This window comes from Janthinobacterium sp. (assembly GCF_031995485.1).
Taxonomy (GTDB): Bacteria; Pseudomonadota; Gammaproteobacteria; order Burkholderiales; family Burkholderiaceae_D; genus Janthinobacterium.
On record NZ_DAMAGB010000020.1, the window covers coordinates 64,451 to 84,506 of the forward strand.

General features: G+C 62.6%; 17 protein-coding genes. 10 read left to right on the plus strand and 7 right to left on the minus strand.

The genetic code is table 11. The features are described from left to right. Nucleotides 1–146 precede the first annotated feature (146 nt). The 8 genes from deoC (at nt 147) to RTQ46_RS13390 (ending at nt 10,155) form a co-directional block, all read left to right on the plus strand. Nucleotides 147–1,250, plus strand: a complete 1,104-nt coding sequence (deoC, locus tag RTQ46_RS13355) for a deoxyribose-phosphate aldolase (protein WP_312437210.1) — start codon at nt 147–149, stop codon at nt 1,248–1,250. 5 nt (nt 1,251–1,255) lie between these two features. Continuing rightward, the gene (locus tag RTQ46_RS13360; RefSeq protein ID WP_312437211.1) at nt 1,256–3,658 is read left to right on the plus strand and encodes an aldehyde dehydrogenase family protein; all 2,403 of its coding nucleotides are present in this window, start codon (nt 1,256–1,258) and stop codon (nt 3,656–3,658) included. A 169-nt stretch (nt 3,659–3,827) separates the two neighbouring features. Next, on the plus strand, nt 3,828–4,280 hold the full coding sequence (locus tag RTQ46_RS13365) for an RbsD/FucU domain-containing protein (protein ID WP_312437213.1): 453 nt from the start codon (nt 3,828–3,830) through the stop codon (nt 4,278–4,280). A 1-nt stretch (nt 4,281) separates the two neighbouring features. Continuing rightward, complete coding sequence (locus RTQ46_RS13370; RefSeq protein WP_312437214.1) at nt 4,282–5,220, plus strand: ribokinase; 939 nt, start codon at nt 4,282–4,284, stop codon at nt 5,218–5,220. 45 nt (nt 5,221–5,265) lie between these two features. Next, nucleotides 5,266–6,300: an ABC transporter permease gene (locus RTQ46_RS13375; RefSeq protein WP_312437215.1), complete on the plus strand. Its 1,035-nt coding sequence runs from the start codon at nt 5,266–5,268 to the stop codon at nt 6,298–6,300. 18 nt (nt 6,301–6,318) lie between these two features. After that, nucleotides 6,319–7,329, plus strand: coding sequence for a substrate-binding domain-containing protein (locus tag RTQ46_RS13380; RefSeq protein ID WP_312437217.1), 1,011 nt, complete (start codon nt 6,319–6,321; stop codon nt 7,327–7,329). Nucleotides 7,330–7,558: 229 nt separating this feature from the next. Next, nucleotides 7,559–9,115 carry a sugar ABC transporter ATP-binding protein gene (locus RTQ46_RS13385; RefSeq protein ID WP_312437219.1) on the plus strand — a complete coding sequence of 519 codons (1,557 nt, stop codon included), beginning with the start codon at nt 7,559–7,561 and terminating at the stop codon, nt 9,113–9,115. Nucleotides 9,116–9,126: 11 nt separating this feature from the next. Then, a complete protein-coding gene (locus RTQ46_RS13390; RefSeq protein ID WP_312437220.1) occupies nt 9,127–10,155 on the plus strand; it encodes an ABC transporter permease in 1,029 nt (342 codons plus the stop codon). Nucleotides 10,156–10,545: 390 nt separating this feature from the next. On the opposite strand, the gene RTQ46_RS13400 is transcribed toward RTQ46_RS13390, so the two are convergent. Then, nucleotides 10,546–11,475 carry a LysR substrate-binding domain-containing protein gene (locus RTQ46_RS13400; RefSeq protein ID WP_312437242.1) on the minus strand — a complete coding sequence of 310 codons (930 nt, stop codon included), beginning with the start codon at nt 11,473–11,475 and terminating at the stop codon, nt 10,546–10,548. 121 nt (nt 11,476–11,596) lie between these two features. Further along, the gene (locus RTQ46_RS13405; protein ID WP_312437222.1) at nt 11,597–12,487 is read right to left on the minus strand and encodes a LysR family transcriptional regulator; all 891 of its coding nucleotides are present in this window, start codon (nt 12,485–12,487) and stop codon (nt 11,597–11,599) included. A 125-nt stretch (nt 12,488–12,612) separates the two neighbouring features. Between RTQ46_RS13405 and RTQ46_RS13410 the strand changes: the two genes are divergently transcribed. Continuing rightward, nucleotides 12,613–13,473 (plus strand): pirin family protein, encoded by an 861-nt coding sequence (locus RTQ46_RS13410; protein WP_312437223.1) that lies wholly within the window; start codon nt 12,613–12,615, stop codon nt 13,471–13,473. 283 nt (nt 13,474–13,756) lie between these two features. On the opposite strand, the gene RTQ46_RS13415 is transcribed toward RTQ46_RS13410, so the two are convergent. Both RTQ46_RS13415 and RTQ46_RS13420 read right to left on the minus strand, forming a co-directional pair. Beyond that, on the minus strand, nt 13,757–15,394 hold the full coding sequence (locus RTQ46_RS13415) for a GMC family oxidoreductase N-terminal domain-containing protein (protein ID WP_312437224.1): 1,638 nt from the start codon (nt 15,392–15,394) through the stop codon (nt 13,757–13,759). 213 nt (nt 15,395–15,607) lie between these two features. Then, on the minus strand, nt 15,608–16,447 hold the full coding sequence (locus tag RTQ46_RS13420) for an aldo/keto reductase (RefSeq protein ID WP_312437226.1): 840 nt from the start codon (nt 16,445–16,447) through the stop codon (nt 15,608–15,610). A gap of 303 nt (nt 16,448–16,750) precedes the next feature. On the opposite strand from RTQ46_RS13420, the gene RTQ46_RS13425 reads away from it, so the two are divergent. Beyond that, the gene (locus RTQ46_RS13425; RefSeq protein WP_312437227.1) at nt 16,751–17,677 is read left to right on the plus strand and encodes a LysR family transcriptional regulator; all 927 of its coding nucleotides are present in this window, start codon (nt 16,751–16,753) and stop codon (nt 17,675–17,677) included. Nucleotides 17,678–17,785: 108 nt separating this feature from the next. Here RTQ46_RS13425 and RTQ46_RS13430 read toward each other — a convergent pair whose 3' ends face one another. From RTQ46_RS13430 to RTQ46_RS13440, 3 genes are all read right to left on the minus strand, one after another. After that, nucleotides 17,786–18,553 carry an SDR family oxidoreductase gene (locus RTQ46_RS13430; RefSeq protein WP_312437229.1) on the minus strand — a complete coding sequence of 256 codons (768 nt, stop codon included), beginning with the start codon at nt 18,551–18,553 and terminating at the stop codon, nt 17,786–17,788. 29 nt (nt 18,554–18,582) lie between these two features. Further along, nucleotides 18,583–18,981, minus strand: a complete 399-nt coding sequence (locus RTQ46_RS13435; RefSeq protein WP_312437230.1) for a nuclear transport factor 2 family protein — start codon at nt 18,979–18,981, stop codon at nt 18,583–18,585. A 347-nt stretch (nt 18,982–19,328) separates the two neighbouring features. Then, nucleotides 19,329–20,056, minus strand: a 728-nt coding sequence (locus RTQ46_RS13440) for a molybdopterin cofactor-binding domain-containing protein (RefSeq protein WP_312437232.1), incomplete at its 5' end; no start/stop codon positions are given.

Below are 20,056 nucleotides of genomic sequence, written 5' to 3' on the forward strand. Positions count from 1 at the left end.
TGGTGCAACCCGATACATCCATTCGCCAGACCATGTTACCAATAATGAAACGCGCTCAGTGCGTTCACGGAGACTTTAGCTATGCCTACCGCCCACCATCATCGATCGGACCGGCCTGTGCACCACTGCGCGGCGTCGCCACAACCATGACAACTACTTCCAAATCCCAGCGCGTCACGCCATCGGCGCGGCCCCGCACCGAAGCGCCAGCGCCCGCTGCCGCTTCCACGCCGTCAGCCTTGCTGACGGGCGCCCCGGCCGCCATCGCTGCCGCCCTGCCTGCCACGGCAGGCGCCCACGGCCATGCGCGCAATCCCGGCGTGCCGTATGACAGCAGCTGGTTCGACGACATCCGCGTCAACCTGTCGGCCGCCGAGCGCCGCGTTGCCACCCTGCCCGGCCGCCGCTCCGTCAAGAAGGACGCGCAAGCGGCCTGGCTGTTGAAAGCCATCAGCTGCATCGACCTGACCACCCTGTCCGGCGACGACACCACCGAGCGCGTCAAGCGCCTGTGCGCCAAGGCCATCACGCCGGTGCGCCAGGACCTGCTCGACGCGATCGGCTTCGGCGACCGCCAGCTGCATACGGGCGCCATCTGCGTGTATCACCGCTACGTGGCCACGGCCGTCGAAGCGCTGGACGGCAGCGGCATTCCGGTGGCCGCGGTATCGACCGGCTTTCCGGCCGGCCTGATTCCGCACGACCTGAAGCTGAAGGAAATCGAAGCCTCGGTACGCGATGGCGCTTCCGAGATCGATATCGTCATTACCCGCGAACACGTGTTGACCGGCAACTGGAAGGCGCTGTACGCCGAGATGCAGGACTTCCGCGCCGCCTGCGGCGACGCGCACGTGAAAGCCATCCTGGCGACCGGCGAACTGAAAACCCTGCGCAACGTGGCCAAGGCTTCGATGATCTGCATGATGGCCGGCGCCGATTTCATCAAGACCTCGACCGGCAAGGAAGCGACCAACGCCACCCTGCTGGTAAGCCTGATCATGCTGCGCATGATCCGCGACTACCAGGAACGCACCGGCTACAAGGTCGGCTACAAGCCGGCCGGCGGCGTCTCGGCGGCCAAGGACATCCTCAACTACCAGATCCTGATGAAGGAAGAACTGGGACGCGAGTGGCTGGAGCCGGACCTGTTCCGCATCGGCGCCTCCTCCTTGCTGGCCGACATCGAACGCCAGCTCGAACACCACGTTACCGGCCGTTACTCGGCTTTCCACCGCCACGCGATCGGATAATTCATATGAGCCAGACGAGCATTAAACACTACTTCGACACCATGGACTACGGCCCTGCCCCTGAAAGCGACACCGACGCGCGCGCCTGGCTGGCGCGCCACAGCGACGGCTTCGGCCATTTCATCAACGGCGCGTTCACGCCCGCCACCGCAAGCTCGCTGTTCGACACCAATGAACCGGCCACCGGCAAGCCGCTGGCGCGCATCGCGCAAGGCACGCAGGCCGACGTTGACGCGGCCGTTGCCGCCGCCCGCGCCGCGCAGGAAAACTGGTTCGCCATCGGCGGCCATGCGCGCGCCCGCCATCTGTACACCCTGGCGCGCATGGTGCAGCGCCACGCCCGCCTGTTCGCGGTGGTCGAGGCCCTGGACAACGGCAAGCCGATCCGCGAAACGCGCGATATCGACGTGCCGCTGGTAGCGCGCCACTTCTACCACCATGCCGGCTGGGCGCAATTGCAGGAACGCGAATTCGCCGACCAGGTACCGGTCGGCGTGATCGGCCAGATCGTGCCGTGGAATTTCCCGCTGCTGATGCTGGCGTGGAAAATCGCCCCGGCGCTGGCGCTCGGCAATACGGTGGTCCTGAAACCGGCCGAGTTCACGCCGCTGTCGGCACTGCTGTTCGCCGAACTGGCCGCGCAGGCCGGCTTGCCGGCGGGCGTGCTGAACGTGGTGACCGGCGACGGCGCCACCGGCGCGGCCATCGTGGCGCACCCGGACGTCAACAAGATCGCATTTACCGGTTCGACCGACGTGGGTCGTCTGATCCGCGAAAAAACCGCCGGCAGCGGCAAGTCGCTGACCCTGGAACTGGGCGGCAAGTCGCCGTTCATCGTGTTTGACGACGCCGATATCGACGCCGCCATCGAAGGCGTGGTCGACGCCATCTGGTTCAACCAGGGCCAGGTCTGCTGCGCCGGTGCGCGCCTCTTGGTACAGGAAGGCATCGCCCAGGATTTCTATGCACGCCTGAAACGCCGCATGGGCACTCTGCGCGCCGGCACGCCACTCGACAAGACCATCGACATCGGTTCGCTGATCGCGCCGTCGCAGCACGAGCGCGTGCGCAAACTGGTCGAGATCGGCGTCAGGGAAGGCGCAACCTGCTACCAGCCCGACATCTCGATGCCGGTCGGCGGCAGCTACTTCCCGCCTACCCTGCTGACCAATGTGCACCCTGCCAGCACCGTGGCCAGCGAAGAGATCTTCGGGCCGGTACTGGTGGCGATGACCTTCCGCACCCACGATGAAGCGCTGGCGATCGCCAACAACTCGCGCTACGGCCTGGCCGCCAGCGTGTGGAGCGAAACCATCGGCCTGGCGCTGGCCGTGGCCCCTGCCCTGAAAGCTGGCGTGGTGTGGATCAATTCGACCAACCTGTTCGACGCCGGCGTTGGCTTCGGCGGCGTGCGCGAATCGGGCTTTGGCCGCGAAGGCGGCCGCGAAGGCTGCTACGAATACCTGAAACCGCGTGCCTGGGCCAGGCGCGTGGCGCGCAGCGCAGCCGTGAAACCGGTCGCCGCCATCGTCGACAGCGTTGCCGCAGCTGCACGCCTGCCGCTGGTCGACCGTACCGCCAAGCTGTTCGTCGGCGGCAAGCAGGCCCGTTCCGACGGCGAGCAGTCGATGAGCGTGTTCGGCGCCAACGGCAAGCTGGCCGGCGAAGTGGGCCTGGGCAACCGCAAGGATATCCGCAACGCCGTCGCAGCCGCCCATGCGGCCGCATCGTGGTCGGCCACCACGCCGCACCGCCGCGCGCAAGCCTTGTATTACCTGGCAGAGAACCTGTCGGCACGCGCCGAAGAATTTGCCGCGCGTATCGCCAGCCTGACCGGCGTGGGCGCGGACGCGGCCAGCAACGAAGTCGAGCAGTCGATCAGCCGCCTGTTTGCGTATGGCGCCTGGGCCGACAAATACGAAGGCGCGGTGCACGTGCCGCCGATGCGCGGCGTGGCGCTGGCCATGGTCGAACCGATCGGCGTGGTCGGCGTGGTCTGCCCGGATGAGTCGCCATTGCTGGCGCTTGTCAGCCTGGTCGCGCCATTGCTGGCGATGGGCAACCGCGTCGTCGTCGTGCCGAGCAGCCGCCATGCGCTGATCGCCACCGATTTCTACCAGGTGCTGGAAACCTCGGACCTGCCGGGCGGCGTAATCAATATCGTCACCGGCGCGGCAGCGACCCTGCTGCCGACCCTGGCCGAGCACGACGATGTCGACGCCGTCTGGACGTTTGGCGACGCGGCCCTGTCGGCCACCACCGAGCGCCTGTCGACCGGCAACCTGAAGCGCACCCTGGTCGACTACGGCCTGGCCACCGACTGGAACGACGCCCTCTCGGCCGAAGGCCCGGTCTGGCTGCGCCACGCCACGCAGATCAAGAACGTGTGGGTGCCGTATGGGGAGTAACAAGTAAGGTGGGCGCAGGTCGGATTGGCGCCATCGGCGCGTAATCCGACACCGCCACCGGTGCTACCGACACCACCGCAAACTGCAACCGCAGCGCCAGCCCAGCCACCGCAGAGTGGCAAGCCGGCATCACCACTGCAAAAAAATTGAATAACAATCTGGAGACAAGATGTTAAAGAATATCGACCCGCTGTTGAATGCGGACGTATTGTCCGCCCTGCGCGCCATGGGCCATGGCGATGAACTGGTCCTGTGCGACGCCAATTTCCCCGCCGACTCGGTGGCACGCCAGACGGTGCTGGGCAAGGTGCTGCGCATCGACGGCGTCGGCACCAGGGAAGCCGCGCGCGCCATCCTGTCCGTGATGGCGCTCGACACCGCCGTCGAGGTGGCCGCCCACCGCATGGAAGTGGTGGGAGAACCTGACAATGTCTTGCCCGTCCAGCAGGAAGTGCAGCTGGAAATCAACCACGCCGAAGGGCGCGAGCGCATCATGGGCTCGATCGAACGCTTTGCCTTCTACGACGTGGCGCGCACCGCCTACTGCGTGATCGCCACCGGCGAGCGCCGCTTCTACGGCTGCTTCGTGTTCAAAAAGGGCGTGATCGCCCCGGAGGCGTGACATGAGCGACGTTCATGACAAGCGCGGCGTCGCCATCCTCGGCATCTACGTGGCCGACCTGGCCTTCCGCGCCGCCCATATGCCCGGCGTGGGCCAGACCATCGCCGGCTCCGGCTTTGCCATGGGCCCCGGCGGCAAAGGCTCGAACCAGGCCGTCGCCGCTGCGCGCGCCGGCGCCGAGGTCACCTTTATCAGCACCCTGGGCCGCGACTCGTTCGGCGACCATGCGCTGGCCCTGTGGCGCGGCGACGGCATCACGCCGCGCGTGAGCCAGGTCGACACGCATCCGACCGGCGCCGCCTTCATCTACCTGAACGAAAAAAACGGCGACAACGCCATCATCGTGGTGTCCGGCGCGGCCAGCCTGATCGGCGTGGCCGATGTGGAAGCAGCGGCAGAAGATATCGCCGCCGCGCGCGTCTTCGTCACCCAGCTGGAACAGCCGGCCGACGCCGCCCTGCGCGGCCTGCAGATCGCCCGCGCCGCCGGCACCCTCACCGTCTTCAACCCCGCCCCCGCGCTGCCGTTTGACGATGCCGTCTATCCGCTGTGCGACTTCATCACCCCGAACGAACACGAAGCGGCCATCCTGACCGGCCTGCCCGTCACCAACCTCGATGAAGCGCGCGCCGCCGGCGACGCGTTCCTGGCGCGCGGCGTCGGCTGCGCCCTGATCACGCTCGGTTCGCAAGGCGCCCTGCTGCACAGCGCCACCGAATCGGTGCTGATTTCACCGTTCAATGCCGGCCCCGTGCTGGAAACGACCGGCGCCGGCGACGCCTTCAATGGCGGCTTTGCGGCCGCGCTGGCCGAAGGCGCCACGCCACGCGAGGCGGCCCGCTTCGCCGCAGCGCTGGCCGCCATTTCGGTCACGCGCGCCGGCACGGCGCCGTCGATGCCGCAGCGCGCCGATGTCGATGCGCTGCTGGCAAAGGACTGAATTTTCACACCGCGTTTTCGTTTTTGAATACCTTTTGGAGTCGCCATGAAGCGCCAGTTTTCCGACCCACAGCTGAATTTTTTGGTGGGCATTAACGTCCTGATCCTGGTTGCCGCGACCGTGCTGTCGCATGGCGACTTCCTCGACGTGTACAACTTCCAGTCGATGGCCAGCCAGCTGCCCGAACTGGCCCTGTTGGCCATCGGCGTCTCGCTGGCCATGATCGCCGGCAACGGCGGCATCGACCTGTCCGGTCTCGGCATGGCCAACCTGGCCGGCGTGGTGGCCGCCACCGTGGTGCCGCTGCTGGTCGATGCGGACGCCACGCCGTGGGGCTATACGGGCACCTTCATTCTGGTCGCGCTGGCGACTGGTTTGCTGGGCGGCCTGCTCAACGGCTGGCTGATCGCCGGCGTGGGCCTGACGCCCATCCTGTGCACCCTCGGTACGCAGCTGATTTTTACCGGCGCCGCCGTCGTCTTGAGCAAGGGTTCCAGCGTGCGCCTGGCCAGCGCCGAGCCGATGTCGATGATCGGCAATGAAAACCTGTTCGGCGTGCCGATCCCGTTCATTATCTTCATGGTGGTGCTGCTGGCAATCGGCTGGCTGCTGCGTTACAGCCCGTTCGGCATCCGCCTGTTTTTGCTCGGCACCAATGCCAAGGCCGCGCGCTATGCAGGCATTCCCGGCACGCGCATGCTGGTGGTGACTTACGCCCTGTGCGGCGTGCTGGCCAGCCTGGCCGGCGTGATCATCGCGGCCCGCACCGCCAGCGTGAAAGCCGACTACGGCAGCTCGTATCTCCTGATCGCCATCCTGGTGGCGGTGATGGCCGGCGTGCGTCCGCAGGGCGGCTATGGCCGCATGGTCTGCCTGTTCTTTTCGGCCACCGCGCTGCAGCTGCTGTCGAGCACCTTCAACCTGCTCGATATCTCGAATTTCTTCCGCGATTGTGCATGGGGCCTGCTGCTGCTGTGCTTCCTGGCTTCGGCCCGCATCAATTTCGCCGATTACCGTCTTTTTACACCGCGCAAAAGCGCAACGCTGACCCAGTCCCCTCCTGGTTCAACGAATACATAACGAGGGTTTGGAGACAACATGCTTACGAAAACAAAATGCGCCGCCGCCATCATCGCCCTGGGATCCCTGTCGGTTGCCGGCGTGCTGCACGCACAGAATAAAAAGCCGGTCGATATCGTCACCGTCGTCAAAATCACCGGCATGAGCTGGTTCAACCGCATGGAAGTGGGCGTCAAGGAATTCGGCGCCGCCAACCCTGGCGTGGTCAATGCGCGCCAGATCGGCCCGGCCCAGTCGGACGCCGCCCAGCAGCAGCGCCTGGTGGAAGATCTGGTGGCCAAGAAGGTCGATGCGATTGCCGTCGTCTCGATGGATCCGCTGACCCTGGAGCCGGTGCTCAAGCGCGCGCTGGACCGCGGCATCAAGGTCGTCACGCACGAAGCGGACAACCAGAAAAACACCCTGGTCGATATCGAAGCGTTCGACAACACCGCCTACGGCGCGCGCCTGAACGAGCGCCTGGCCGAATGCATGGGCAAGACCGGCAAATGGTCCTCCCTGCTCGGTTCCCTGGGCAGCCAGTCGCAGGTGCAGTGGGCTGACGGCGGCGCCAACAACGCCAAGAAGTATCCGAAGATGACGCTGGTCGACGCGAAAAACGAAACCGCCAACGATGCCGAAAAAGCCTACGGCAAGGCCAAGGAAATCCTGCGCAAGCATCCGGACATCAAGGGCTTCCAGGGTTCCTCCTCGCTGGACGTGCTGGGCATCGGCCGCGCCATCGAAGAAGCTGGCCTGACCGGCAAGATCTGCGTGTACGGCACCGGTTTGCCGAGCGAAGCGGCCAAGTTCCTGGAATCGGGCGCGGTTGGCGGCATCGCCTTCTGGGATCCGAAAGACGCCGGCATCATGATGAACAAGGCAGCGCTGATGCTGGTGCAAGGCAAGACGATCACCAACGGCATGGACATGGGCGTACCGGGCTATAACGCGGTCACCGTCAAAAAAGGTCCTGGCGTGGGCATTATCGTTACTGGTAAAGCGTGGGTCGAAGTAGACAAGTCCAACTACAAGAAATACGCGTTCTGAGGACACCTGACCAAACCTACTGCGCGGTGCGATTTGCGGCCGGCGATGCTCACTGTGCATACGCACAGCTGCGCTTCTCGGCCACAACTCACATCCGCTCGCTACGGTTTTGTCAGGCGTTGAAAGTTGATTGGCATGGAGCCAAAAGGTCAAAACCCCGGCTCCATGCGGCAACGTCTATCGCACGCCGGCCGCGTGCGACATCGTCTATCGCAGAAAGAATCGATTCATGACCAGTACCACCCCCATTCCGGCGGCCACGTCGAAGACATTTTTGCAGCTCGAAGGCATCCACAAGCGCTATGCCGGCGTGCATGCACTGCGCGGCGTCGACCTGACCATCGAAGCCGGCGAAATTTATCATTTGCTGGGCGAAAACGGCTGCGGCAAGAGCACCCTGATCAAGATCATTTCCGGCGCCCATCCCCCCAGCGAAGGACGCATTACCATCAACGGCCAGCCGCATGACGCGCTGACGCCGCTGCAGTCGCTGGCGCTCGGCATCGAGACCGTGTACCAGGACCTGTCGCTGCTGCCGAACATGAGCGTGGCCGAAAATGTGGCGCTGAGCGAGCAACTGGTGGCCGGCAATGGCCGGCTGGCGCGCCGCTTCGACCGCCGCGTGGTGGACGCCACCGCCGCGCGCGCGCTGGCCGCCGTCGGCTTGCCGCACGACGCCCACTTCCTGTCTACCCGCGCCGATGAACTGCCGATCGCCACGCGCCAGCTGCTGGCGATCGCCCGCGCGGTGGCCACCAGCGCGAAGATGGTGATCATGGATGAACCGACCACCTCGCTGACGCAAAAGGAAGTCGACAACCTGGTGTCCGTGATCGAAGGCCTGCGCGCGCAAGGCGTGGCGGTGCTGTTCGTCAGCCACAAGCTCGACGAATGCTACGCCATCGGCGGCCAGGCCATCGTGTTTCGCGACGGCGCCAAGGTGGTGCAGGGACCGATTGCCAACTTCACCAAGGCCGAACTGACGCATGCGATGACGGGCAAGGACCTCGACGGCGGCCGCTACCGCAGCCGCTCGCACGGCAACGGCGAACTGCTGCGCGTGCAGGGCCTGGGCCGGCGCGGCTATTTTTCCGGCGTCGACCTGACCCTGCACAAGGGCGAAATCCTCGGCATCACGGGCCTGCTCGATTCGGGCCGCAATGAACTGGCGCTGGCGCTGGCCGGCGTGCACGGCGCGGACAGCGGATCGATTTATCTCGACGGCCAGCAGATCACCCTGCGCAAGCCGGGCGACGCGATCGCCCACCGCATCGGCTATGTGCCGGAAGACCGCCTCAGCGAAGGCCTGTTCCTCGATAAATCCATCCGCGAGAACATCATCACCACGGTGCTCAATACCTTGCGCAGCCGCTTCGGCGCGCTGGATGCCGGCCGCGCGCAGGCGCTGGCGCTGGCTACCGTGAAGGACCTGCAGATCGCCACGCCCGATGTCGACCGCCCGGTGCAGTCGCTCTCGGGCGGCAACCAGCAGCGCGTGCTGATCGGCCGCTGGCTGGCGATCCATCCGCGCGTGCTGATTCTGCACGGCCCGACGGTGGGCGTCGATGTCGGTTCAAAAGACATCATCTACCGCATCATCCAGCGCCTGGCCGAAGATGGGCTGGCCGTGGTGCTGGTCAGCGACGACCTGCCCGAGCTGCTGCAGAACTGCGACCGCATCCTGATGATGCGCAAGGGGCAGATCGCCAATACCTTTGACGCCGAAGGCCTGGCCGAAGAAACCCTGTATCACGCCCTTATTTCCGACAGCAAGGTGGCTGCATGAATACCACGACCATGAAAAGTACTACCGTGCCCCTGGCGCCGGCCGATCTGGGCGCACCGAAAATCACGCTGCGCCAGCGCCTGGCGCGCCATCCGCAGCTGTTCACGCTGGCCCTGATCGTCGCCGTCTGCCTGGTGGTGGGCGCGATCAATCCCGAGTTCTTCCAGCTGGCGATGGTGTTCGACATCGTGCGCGCCTGTACCGTGCTGGGCCTGTTCGCGCTGGGCGTGATGATCGTGCTGGCCGCCGGCGGCATCGACGTGTCGTTCGCGGCCATCGCGGCGCTGACCATGTACGGCATTACCAAGCTGGTGATGACGCAGTTCCCCGAAACGAGCATGGTGGTGATCCTGGTCGCCGGCGCCGTCGGCGGCACGCTGCTTGGCGTGCTCAATGGCCTGCTGGTCGACTGGCTCAAAGCCCCGTCGCTGATCGTCACGATCGGCACGCAGTACCTGTACCGCGGCATTTTGCTGACCTTTATCGGCACCGTGTTCTTCATGAACGTGCCGCACTCGATGGACGCCTTCGGCAAGCTGGCCGTCTGGCGCCACGACACGGCCACCGGCGTGCATGCGGTGCTGCCGGCCACCGTGCTGGTGCTGGTTGCCGCTGCCGGCCTGACCTGGTGGCTGCTGAACCGCACCCTGATGGGCCGCGCCGTGTACGCGATCGGCGGCAGCCTGCCGATCGCCGAGCGCCTGGGCTACAACCTGCGCACCGTTCACCTGTTCGTGTTCGGCTACGCCGGTTTCCTGGCCGGACTGGCCGGCATCGTGCATGTATCGAGCACGCGCCTGGCCAACCCGTTCGACCTGGTCGGCATGGAGCTCGACGTGATCGCCGCCGTGATTCTCGGCGGCGCGCGCATCACGGGCGGCAGCGGCAGCGTCAGCGGCACTTTGCTGGGCGTGCTGCTGGTCACGCTGATCAACAATGTGCTGATCCTGGCCGGCGTGCCGAGCACCTGGCAGAAGGTGATTGTCGGCACCTTTATCGTACTGGCGGGGGCGGTGTTTGCCAGCAAGCGCTCGTCTTGATTCTGTATTTCTACCCGCACGACGAACTGCCGGTATCGGACACTCAGGGTCCGATACCGGAATGACGCCGACCCTACCGTACGGCCATCCTGACGCAGCGCCAGCATTGCACCGAACGGACTTGGGGCGAGCCCCAAGTCCGTACCGCCGTTGCCAGCAGTACTCGCTCACCTGCGGGACGCCAGTCGCGCAACGTCCTCAGGACGTTTATATCCATGCTTTCCATTCCATTCTCCCAAGGCGAGGCCCTGCAGCGCGAAAGGATGGACGCATGCTCATCGGGCGCGCAGGCCGACCCCGCGCATGCCAGGCATGGAAGCGCCCGCCAACAAGCGCGTTTTTCTGGAACTGCTATCCGATGACGTGGACATTCGATCACGTCAGCGACATTCAGGCAATCGTTCTGGGTATCTGCTCGATCAGGTAGTCAAGAAACACGCGCACGGATGGCAGTAGTCCGTGGCGAAATGGGATAACCGCCGTGATGCTGGCCTCCCCCGTCAACCACTCCGGCAACACGCGCACCAGCCTGCCCGCCACAACGTCCTGCCGACAGACATACGCCGGTAGCGACACGATTCCCAGCCCGTCATTGGCGGCTTGCTTTAGCATGACGATATCGTTACTCACCAATCGGGGCGCCACCGGTACCGTCACTTCGCCATCGACCCGGTGCCGAAGGCGCCATGCTGACGGGCGGCCCGGACGCAACATGAGCAGCGTGTCGTGCCCTTCCAGCTCTTTGGGGGCATGCGGCTCGCCGCGCTGTTCCAGGTAATCTGGGCTGGCGTAAAGAAACCATGGAGCGGGCGCCAGCGTACGTTGCACCAGTTGCGAATCAGTCAGTGGGCCGGTGTGGGCCCGAATCGCCAGATCGTAGCTGCCTCCCGCAATATCGGCCTGGTCGTCGCTGGTGTACTGTATCAGCTTGATTTTTGGATATCGGCGTATGAATTCGGACAGGATCGGCTGTATCGCAAAGAGCGATGTCGCCACCGCCGTGGTGAAGCGGATCGTTCCGCTCGGCTCCGACAGGCGTTCCCGTACGGCATTCTCAGCCTGCTCGGCCTTTTCAAGCATGGCGATGGCGTGATCGTAAAACAATGCACCGGCGTCGGTCATACCCAGATTACGCGAGGTCCGATTCAGCAGCCGCACGCCCAGCGCAGCCTCCAATTCCTGTAATCGATGGCTCACAGTCGACTTGGGCATGTCGAGGACACGGCTGGCAGCCGTGATCCCCCCACACTCTACAATGCGCACAAAATAGCGGAAGTCATTAAGATCTAGCACTGAGTTATCTTCCAAATAATTACGCACGGTCAATTATAGACCCAGTGGTCAAACAGCATTTCCTTGTGCGGAGGGCGGACTACTGTGAGACCTTCGACGCGCGCCGCCAGCCGGATCGCGAACGAGTTCATCTCCGGAAATTTCTGCGTTACGCGAGTTTGAGCCGGTCGACGAACCAACGGCCCGCCGGGCCAGGGGGATGCGCCCTCATGTATACCGCATGCATCGCAAAGCCTGCACTTTCAGTCGGATGAGGCTCCAGAAAAAGGCTTGCTAGGCACCCGGTCCGGATGTCGTCATCCACCATATGCCCAGGCATAAATCCCCATCCCAGACCCGCTCGGAGAAACGCGTGCTTTGCGCCCATGTCACCCAAGCGCCAAGTTTGCGCTGACATGACACTGAAGTTACGACCATGCGTCAAATCCGAACGGTCGGTGAGCACCAGTTGCACGTGTTCGATGGCGGCAGAGCGCAAGACAACGCCCTCGATAGACGCCAGGGGATGATTTGGCGCCGCGACGGCGACCGCGTCCACGCTCAGCAGATACTCGGATACGGAGCCTGACGGCATGTCAGGAAGCGAGCCGATCACCGCAATCCTGCATTTCCCGTCTATCAATGGCTGCACCACAGCGCCAAGCGCTTCAACGTACAAGCGCAGCGGTGTGCCGGGGAACGCAACGTGAAATGCGCGGACGGCGCTCGTCAGACGTTCAATTGGATACATCACGTCAACCGCAATCGCCAGTTCCGGTTCAAGTCCCTCAGCCAGCGTTCTTGCTTTCGCTTTGAACTCGTCCATGCTGTTGGCCGCAACTCTGGCTTGACTTAACAAGGCGCGCCCTTTCTCCGTCAACTGAGGATAACGCCCTGTCCGTTCGAAGAGCTGAAACCCCAGTTGAAGTTCCAGATTCGCAAGCGTTGTACTCACGACAGATTGCGCCCGGCGCAACTTACGGCCCGCCGCTGAAAAGCTACCTTCGTCAGCCGCCGCAATAAAAGTGCGCAACTGGTCCATCGACATCGCATCCAGCATATATCCTCTTTATTGATTCAATCCATCTAGTTTCATGCGCTACCCCGATGCCGCTCTCGCCCCTATCATTGATCTCATGTTTCCTGCACGGCGCTAACCTTTCTGCGCAAAAAAATGGAGTAGCCATGAGTATCAAAACGTTTTTCAGCCCCACGCCTCACAGCAATCCCGAGCCTATGGGACGCCAGGTAGCGTTTCGCACAAAAGGCAGGGACCACGGCGGAATTACAAGGCTGGTCAGCCCTGGCGACATCGGCGCAATGATTAAGCCGTTCATCTTTCTCGACCTCTTCGAATTACATGCAAGCCGACATAAAATGGGCATGCATCCACATTCCGGCATTGCGACCGTCACTGTGATTCTGGACGGCGCGCTTGCCTACCGTGAATCAACCGGCGCCCAAGGAGTTCTCACCAAGGACAACGTCGAATGGATGAGCGCCGGCGGCGGAATTTGGCATCAGGGCACGCCTGCCGATGCATCGCACGCGTTAGGATTTCAACTTTGGCTGGCGTTGCCCCCCGAAGACGAAAATGGCGCCTCACAGAGCCAATACCTGTCCTCCGAACAGGTGCCGCAGCACGGCCCCGCCCGTGTTGTGATCGGCAGCCACGGCGAAGCCACGAGTTCCATCCGCCCGCGTGCGTCCATTAACTATTTACACGTCCGACTGGCCGGCGGCGAGGTCTGGAAGTACACCCCTCCGGCTGGCCATGATGTCGCCTGGATTGCTGTAGCATCCGGAGCATTGCGCACCGGCGGCACTGTGATCGAACGGGAAGTGGCGGTATTTGAAGCCGGCGAGCAAGCTATCGAAGTCATCGCGCAGGGCCCAACCGAGTTCGTGCTTGGCTCCGCGATCAAACATCCGCATGAGCTCGTCAGTGGCATGTATTCTGTGCACACCAGTACAACAGCGCTGGAACAAGGTGAACGCGAAATCATCAGGCTACGCGACTTGCTGTTTGCGCCACATTCGGCCTGAAGCGAGTGCCCCCGGCCGTCAGTCTTACTCATCGACCTGGCGCGGCCGGCGTGGAACAGCCCCTTTACTGCCTGCGTCGGACGTCGCTCCGATGCCATCAACAACGACGGCACACGAAGCGGGAAGGTTGGGGAGCTCGCCATGGTGGCCGTTTGTCCGTTCATGTCGTCGCCAAAAACCCTGAGATTTTCCTGGCTCGTCGACCTCGAGCGATGGCCGGCGGGCGGGTATCGGACAGCACCGCCAGTACCCGCCGCGTCCACAAAACCTGCAAAGCCCGTTCCTAGGCGACCAGATGGGCGGCGATGCGCTCCGCCAGCATGATCGTTGTGACGTTGGTTGCCACGGAGGGAATGTCAGGGATGATGGATGCATCCACCACGCGCAGGGCGGAGATGCCGCGGACCGCCCCCCAGGAATCTACGACGGCCGAGTTATCGTTTGCCGTACCCATCGGGACGGTCGAAGTTGGATGCTGATACCCGGCGACGCTGGCGACGATGTTCTGCCGTAGCGCCTTATCACCGTCCACTTTGTTACCTGGCGCCATTTCGTGGTCAATAAGTTCCGCGAATGGTGCGCTGCGACCTATTTCGCGCGACAGCGTCACTGCTTCGACCATGCGGTCCAGGTCATTGTCTTGCTCAAAAAAGTTGTAGCGGATGCGTGGCGCCGCACGTGGATCGCGGCTAGACAAGCGCAAGCTGCCCATTGATGTTGGCAAGGTGACGGCGCAAGCGAGCACGATTGCCCCGCCGGTCGGGCTTGCCCTCGGGTCGATCAGATGAGTGGCCGAAATATGCAGATCCAGATCGTCTGGCGCCGCATGCCGGGAACGGGTCCATGCGATGGCACCGGCGGCCGGGGTCATCGACTTCGCGTTCTCCTTGAGTGCATACACATTGTAAAAGAAGGGATGGTCCTGCAAACGCTCGCCTACGGGCAGGTTGACCACAGTGGCGATGCCCATTTCGGCCAGGTGGCCACTCGGACCGATACCAGAGCGCATCAGGATGGACGGGCTGCCAATGGTTCCTGATGACAGGATTACTTCCCCGGCCATGACCGTTTCGCCATTCAACAGAAGTACGCCAACAGCACGCTGATTCTGGATCACCACACGATCCACCTCGGCACCTGCGCGTATGGTCAGATTAGGGCGCGCCCGTACTTCCGCAGTCAGATACGCCATTCCGGTGTTGATACGCTTACCATCAATCACGTTCAACGGATAAGGACCCACGCCGTGCTGATGGGCGCCATTGAAGTCGGCGACAGGTGGCAGGCCGACGGCTTCAGCGGCAGCAACGAAGGCGCGCATCGATGGTGTGTTTTCGGCCGGCGTCCGCTGGCGTATCGGGAATGGACCGCTGCGGCCATGCCATGCATCTTCACCTGAGGCTGTGTTCTCCATCGCGCGGTACGTGGCAAGCACATCTGGCCATGCCCAGTTTTCGATGCCGCGACGTGACCAGCGAGCGAAGTCCGCCGGACGGGTGCGCATCGCTACGGCCGCGTTCACGGCGGAACTGCCACCAATCACCCGACCACGCGGCACGGCAATATCGTGCCCCAGCCTGGCCGCATCCTGGCTTTGGTAATGCCAGTCGAACGTGGGGGAACCGGCGACGATATTTGCATCAGCTAAAACTGCCGGATAGTTATCGGGCATAAAGTTTGGGCCCGCATCGAGCAACAGTACCTGGCGCTGGGTATTGGCGCTCATGCGCGCTGCCATCACCGCTCCGGCCGAACCTCCACCGACGATCACTACGTCGTAACGCTTGCCTGTGCCGGCGGCGCCAGTTCGTCGGGATTCGGTCGCACTCGCAGCAAACACGGGGGCGCTGGCAGCCAAGGCTGCAAGTGCCGTATTGGCGCCAAGCGTCAGTACGCCGCGTCGTGTCATTTTTATTGTCATACAACCTCCAGAACACGAGCGCTTTGCCACGCCCGGTTATCGGGCCAGTCAGGATAACTGGCACTGAGTACATGGTAGTTACAGAAATAACAGCCAACAAGATGGCCTACCGGGAACTAATGTCCAGCAGGATGGACGACGGTTCCTGGCGCAGAGGTTGCTGTGCCAAACCCGTCAACGCCTTGCTGCGACCGTCAAACAGTCAGCCATTCCTCATAAACGGGTGGCATGCAACTGCTCAGGATCGGGCCCCAGGCGATTGCCAGAATCGAGCGCGTCGATCGCAGCCATCTCCAAGGAAGTTAAGGAAAAGTCAAAGACGTCGAAGTTGGCGGCAATTCGCGCCGGATTGCGCGAGCGTGGATTGGCAATATAGGCATGCTGAACGTGCCAACGCAAAATCACCTGCGCCGTGGTTTTGCCATGTGCTGCGCCAATCGCCACCAGCAAAGGGTTTTCGATTAATGTCCCCCCTTGACCCAACGGACTCCATGCCTCGACAGCAATGCCTTTCGCAACGCAAAACTTGACCAGCTCTTTTTGCATGAAATCGGGATGCAGTTCGATTTGGTTTACGGCTGGCGCGATGCCAGTCTCATCTGCCAGACGCTGCAGATGTCCCATGTTGAAGTTGCTGACGCCAACGGAACGGATCCGCCCCTCGTCTCGCAGGCGTATCAGGGCACGCCACGAATCGACGTAATTATCGTTACGGGGCAGCGGCCAGTGGATGAGGTAGAGGTCAAGGTATTCCAACCCGAGACGCGCCAGGCTCTCGTCAAAGGCGCGCAGTGCCGCGTCGTACCCCTGGTCGGCATTCCACAGCTTGGTCGTGACATAAATGTCGTCGCGCGCCAGCCCCGACTCGGCAATTGCGCGGCCAACGCCCACTTCGTTGCCATAAATCATGGCAGTGTCAACATGCCTGTAACCGGTCTCGAAGGCATGCAGCAGCGATTGCCGGGCCTCCTCATCATCCAGTTGCCAGACGCCCAGGCCTAATTGCGGAATGTCGGTGCCGTCATTGAGACGGATTGATGGTGCATATTGCATGGTCTTCTCCTGTTGAAGCCGGCGTTTCCGGAATTTCCCGCATTTGCCCAGCTGCCGCAAAGAATACGGGGAATCGCCCCGATGAAACATCCCGCTGGCCGTCCGGTCAGTGCGGAGCTTCCGTCCGCATCGCAGTGTGCAATCGCCTCGACGATTTGCGGACGTTTTGTCCGTTCTGTCCCGCCACCAGACCGCATTTATCTCTTGCGCAACGGCATGCATGCTACCGGTACCCGTCACAACAGTTTCCGTCGGTGCTCCGTATCATCGTACGACAAACATCAACATCAGGAGGTGCAACCCATGGATAGCTTTGCTCTGAACGTATTTGTGCACGTGGCCGACACGCGCAGCTTTGTCGGTGCGGGAAGGGCCGTCGGCGTGTCCGCATCCGGCATCGGAAAGAGCATTACCCGGCTGGAACAAAGCCTTGGCATACGGCTGTTTCATCGAAGCACACGCAGCGTCACGCTGACAGCGGAAGGTCAGATGTTTTTGAAGCGGGCCCGACGGATTCTGAACGAGCTCGACGCGGCATGGGCCGAGCTGTCGCAGACGACGCGCATGCCAAGCGGCCGGCTGCGCATTGGCCTGCCGATGATCAGCGAACCGTTCGTGCTGACGCTGGCAGCGTTCCAGAAACGGTACCCTGAAGTGGAGCTGGATCTGGACTTCGACAACCGCCAGGTCGATGTCATCGAGGAAGGGTATGACGCCGTGATCCGCAGCGGCAGCATCGACGACTCGCGGCTGACCTCGCGCACGTTGGGCTCGTTCCAGATGTGGCTGGTCGGGTCGCCCGACTATTTCGCCCGCCGTGGGACGCCGCAACACCCGAGCGACCTGCTGGAGCACGACTGCATTCAGTTCCGCATGCCCAATACCGGCCGACTGCAGACATGGCAGTTACGGCAGGAACCGGGTGCACCGGAGCTTGGCCTGGGGCGCCGCATTACATGTAACACTAACGAAGCACGCCGCTGCTTCGCGCTGGAAGGCGTCGGCATTGCATACATGTCCGACTTCACCGTCAAAGATGCGCTGCAAACGGGTTCCCTGGTGCGTGTTCTGGACCAGTACACCGTCGAGCAAAATACCTTTCGCCTGCTATGGCCGTCTGGCAAACACATGACGCCGAAACTGCGTGCTTTCATCGATTTCGTCAGCGCCGAGGTGCCGCTGCGTCAATCCGACTGGCAACTGGCTGAAAATAGCCCCGCATCGGTTTGATTCCCTATCCGATCTGAATAAAGCGCCCCCAGACACCGCCCGTAAGCTAGGTGCACCCATACCGGGCGCACCTGCGTTATGCCGCGCCCTCAACGACGCGGCATGCCATCACCAGGCCGAGTCGCCACGGATCACCACATCGGCACCGCCGTCGATGAAAATGCTTTGGCCGGTAATATGGCCGTTTTGCGGGCTGGCCAGGAACGCCAGCAGCTCAGCTGCGGCGACAGGCTCATACGGGCCACCCAGTGGCATTGGCGTCCCGGCGATGATGCGTTTGCGTGTTTCCGGCTCGTCGAACAAGCGCTTCAACAGCTCCGTTTTCACCAAGCCGGGTGCGATGGCGTTGAGCGGAATATTGGCTCCAGCCCATTCAGCTTTCAGTGCGTTGCGACGGATCCAGCGCGACAAGGCCCGCTTGCTCGTGGCATACACGAACTTCTCTTCTGCTGCTTTTTCCAGCGCCAGCGCCTCGGTACCTTCGAGCATCGCATTCAACAACTGCTCATTGAACGGATGGACCGAGGTGATCGATGAGACGGCGACAGCGCGCGGCGCATCCGAGGCCAGCATCAGTGGCCGCAAGCCCTCAAGCGTGGCGATGGCGCCGTAATAGTTGACGGCGACCGTGATCGGGCCGTTGACGTCGACTCCGGCAACGGCCAGCACGGCGTCGATCGCACCACCGCTGAGGGCGGTGACCTGGCTGACCAGGCTGGCCCGGCCTTCTGTGGTACTGAGGTCGGCGATCACTTCGGCGTCACGCAGGTCGGCACCAATGACGCGGTGCCCGCGCTCCTGCAGCAACTGTTTCGTGACGAGGCCGATACCTGAGGCGGCACCGGTGATAACGTAAGTTCTTTGTTTGACTGACATAAAAAAGCTCCAATTAAAGTGAAAACGGCCTAGACGTTCGAGGCCGGGATAGCCGTGGTCTGGATCAGCAGCAGACGCCATACGTCATTTTCGAGCCGCCAGACCACGGAGAACATCGAATGCATATTCCGGATGACACCACCGACAGTGGCCTGCATGCGCACCGTACCACTGCCAAACAGGCCGTTATCGCCCAGCGCGGAGACGGTATCGAGTTCAGGCTTCGCCATGTGATAAACGAAGACGCCGTCGCGGAATTTATTGATGAAACTGGCCTTGTCGTCACGCAGCCCGCTCGAATGGATGTACACCGCGTCGTCCGACAACAGTGCTGCGCTACCTTCCACATCGGCAGCCAGCATCAAATCCCAGCGCTGGCGTTCGAGTTTCTCGACCAAAGCGGTGGTTTGATTATTTGAATCGATCATGCTTTTCTCCTTGGTTGGTGGCCGGCATGTCAGCCGGCCCGGAGAATCGCTGCGCCAACAGTCAATACGACGCAGCGATCCGGCAAGCAGAACGATAACGTCGTTTCCAGCGCGGAAAAAGGCAGGGAAAGCTCCGGACTAAACGGACGGTCTGTCCTCTCTGAGTTGCAGCAGATGCACCGCGCACAGTTAATCCAGGCAGAGGTTGCGAAGGCCCCTGCCAACGGCGAGGCAATTTTGATGCACTTCCGCTGCATACTGGCGGCGCGGCACCATCCCGCCCCCCGCAATTGCCTCATCCTGATGCGGGTAGCGGGAAACAGGATGTGCGGGCGGCGATTTATCGGTCAAGCCGGCTTGACCATCGGCAGTACAGACGGCCGCTGCCGGCCTAAACGCGCCAGCGCATTGGCGACTGCCGGCCCGATGGTCGGCAAGCCGGCTTCGCCGACGCCGGTGGGCTTCTGGTCCGAAGCGATAATCGTCACATCGACCGCAGGCATTTCATTCATGCGCAGCACCCGGTAATCATTGAAATTATGCTGCTGCGGAACCCCGCGGTCTAGGGTAATGCCGCCATACAGGAACATGCTCAGGCCATATCCGATGGCCCCCTCCATCTGGGCCCGCACGATATCCGGATTGACGGCGATACCACAGTCGACCACACACCAGACACGGTGCACCCGTGGCTCCCCGCCCTCGCCAACGGAGACTTCGGCAATCTCGGCCACGAACGTATTGAACGCGCTCGAGACGGCGACGCCCAAGGCATGCCCGGGCGCCCGCCGCGCCACACCCCACTGAGCTTTGCGGGCCGCGACACGCAGCACATTGGCCATTCGCGGCGCACTGCGGTCCAGCATGGCCAGCCGCCCGGCGACCGGGTCCTGACGGGCCGCAACCAGCAGCTGGTCGACAAAGCACTCCGTGGCATAAATGGTGTGGTTGTACGCGACGGCGCGCATGGAGGTGGTCGTCACGCCGACTTTTTCGACGTGCACGTCACAGCGGAAATTGCCGATTCCATAAGGATTTTCAACCGCCCCCTCCACCATCAGCTGGTCGACGCCGT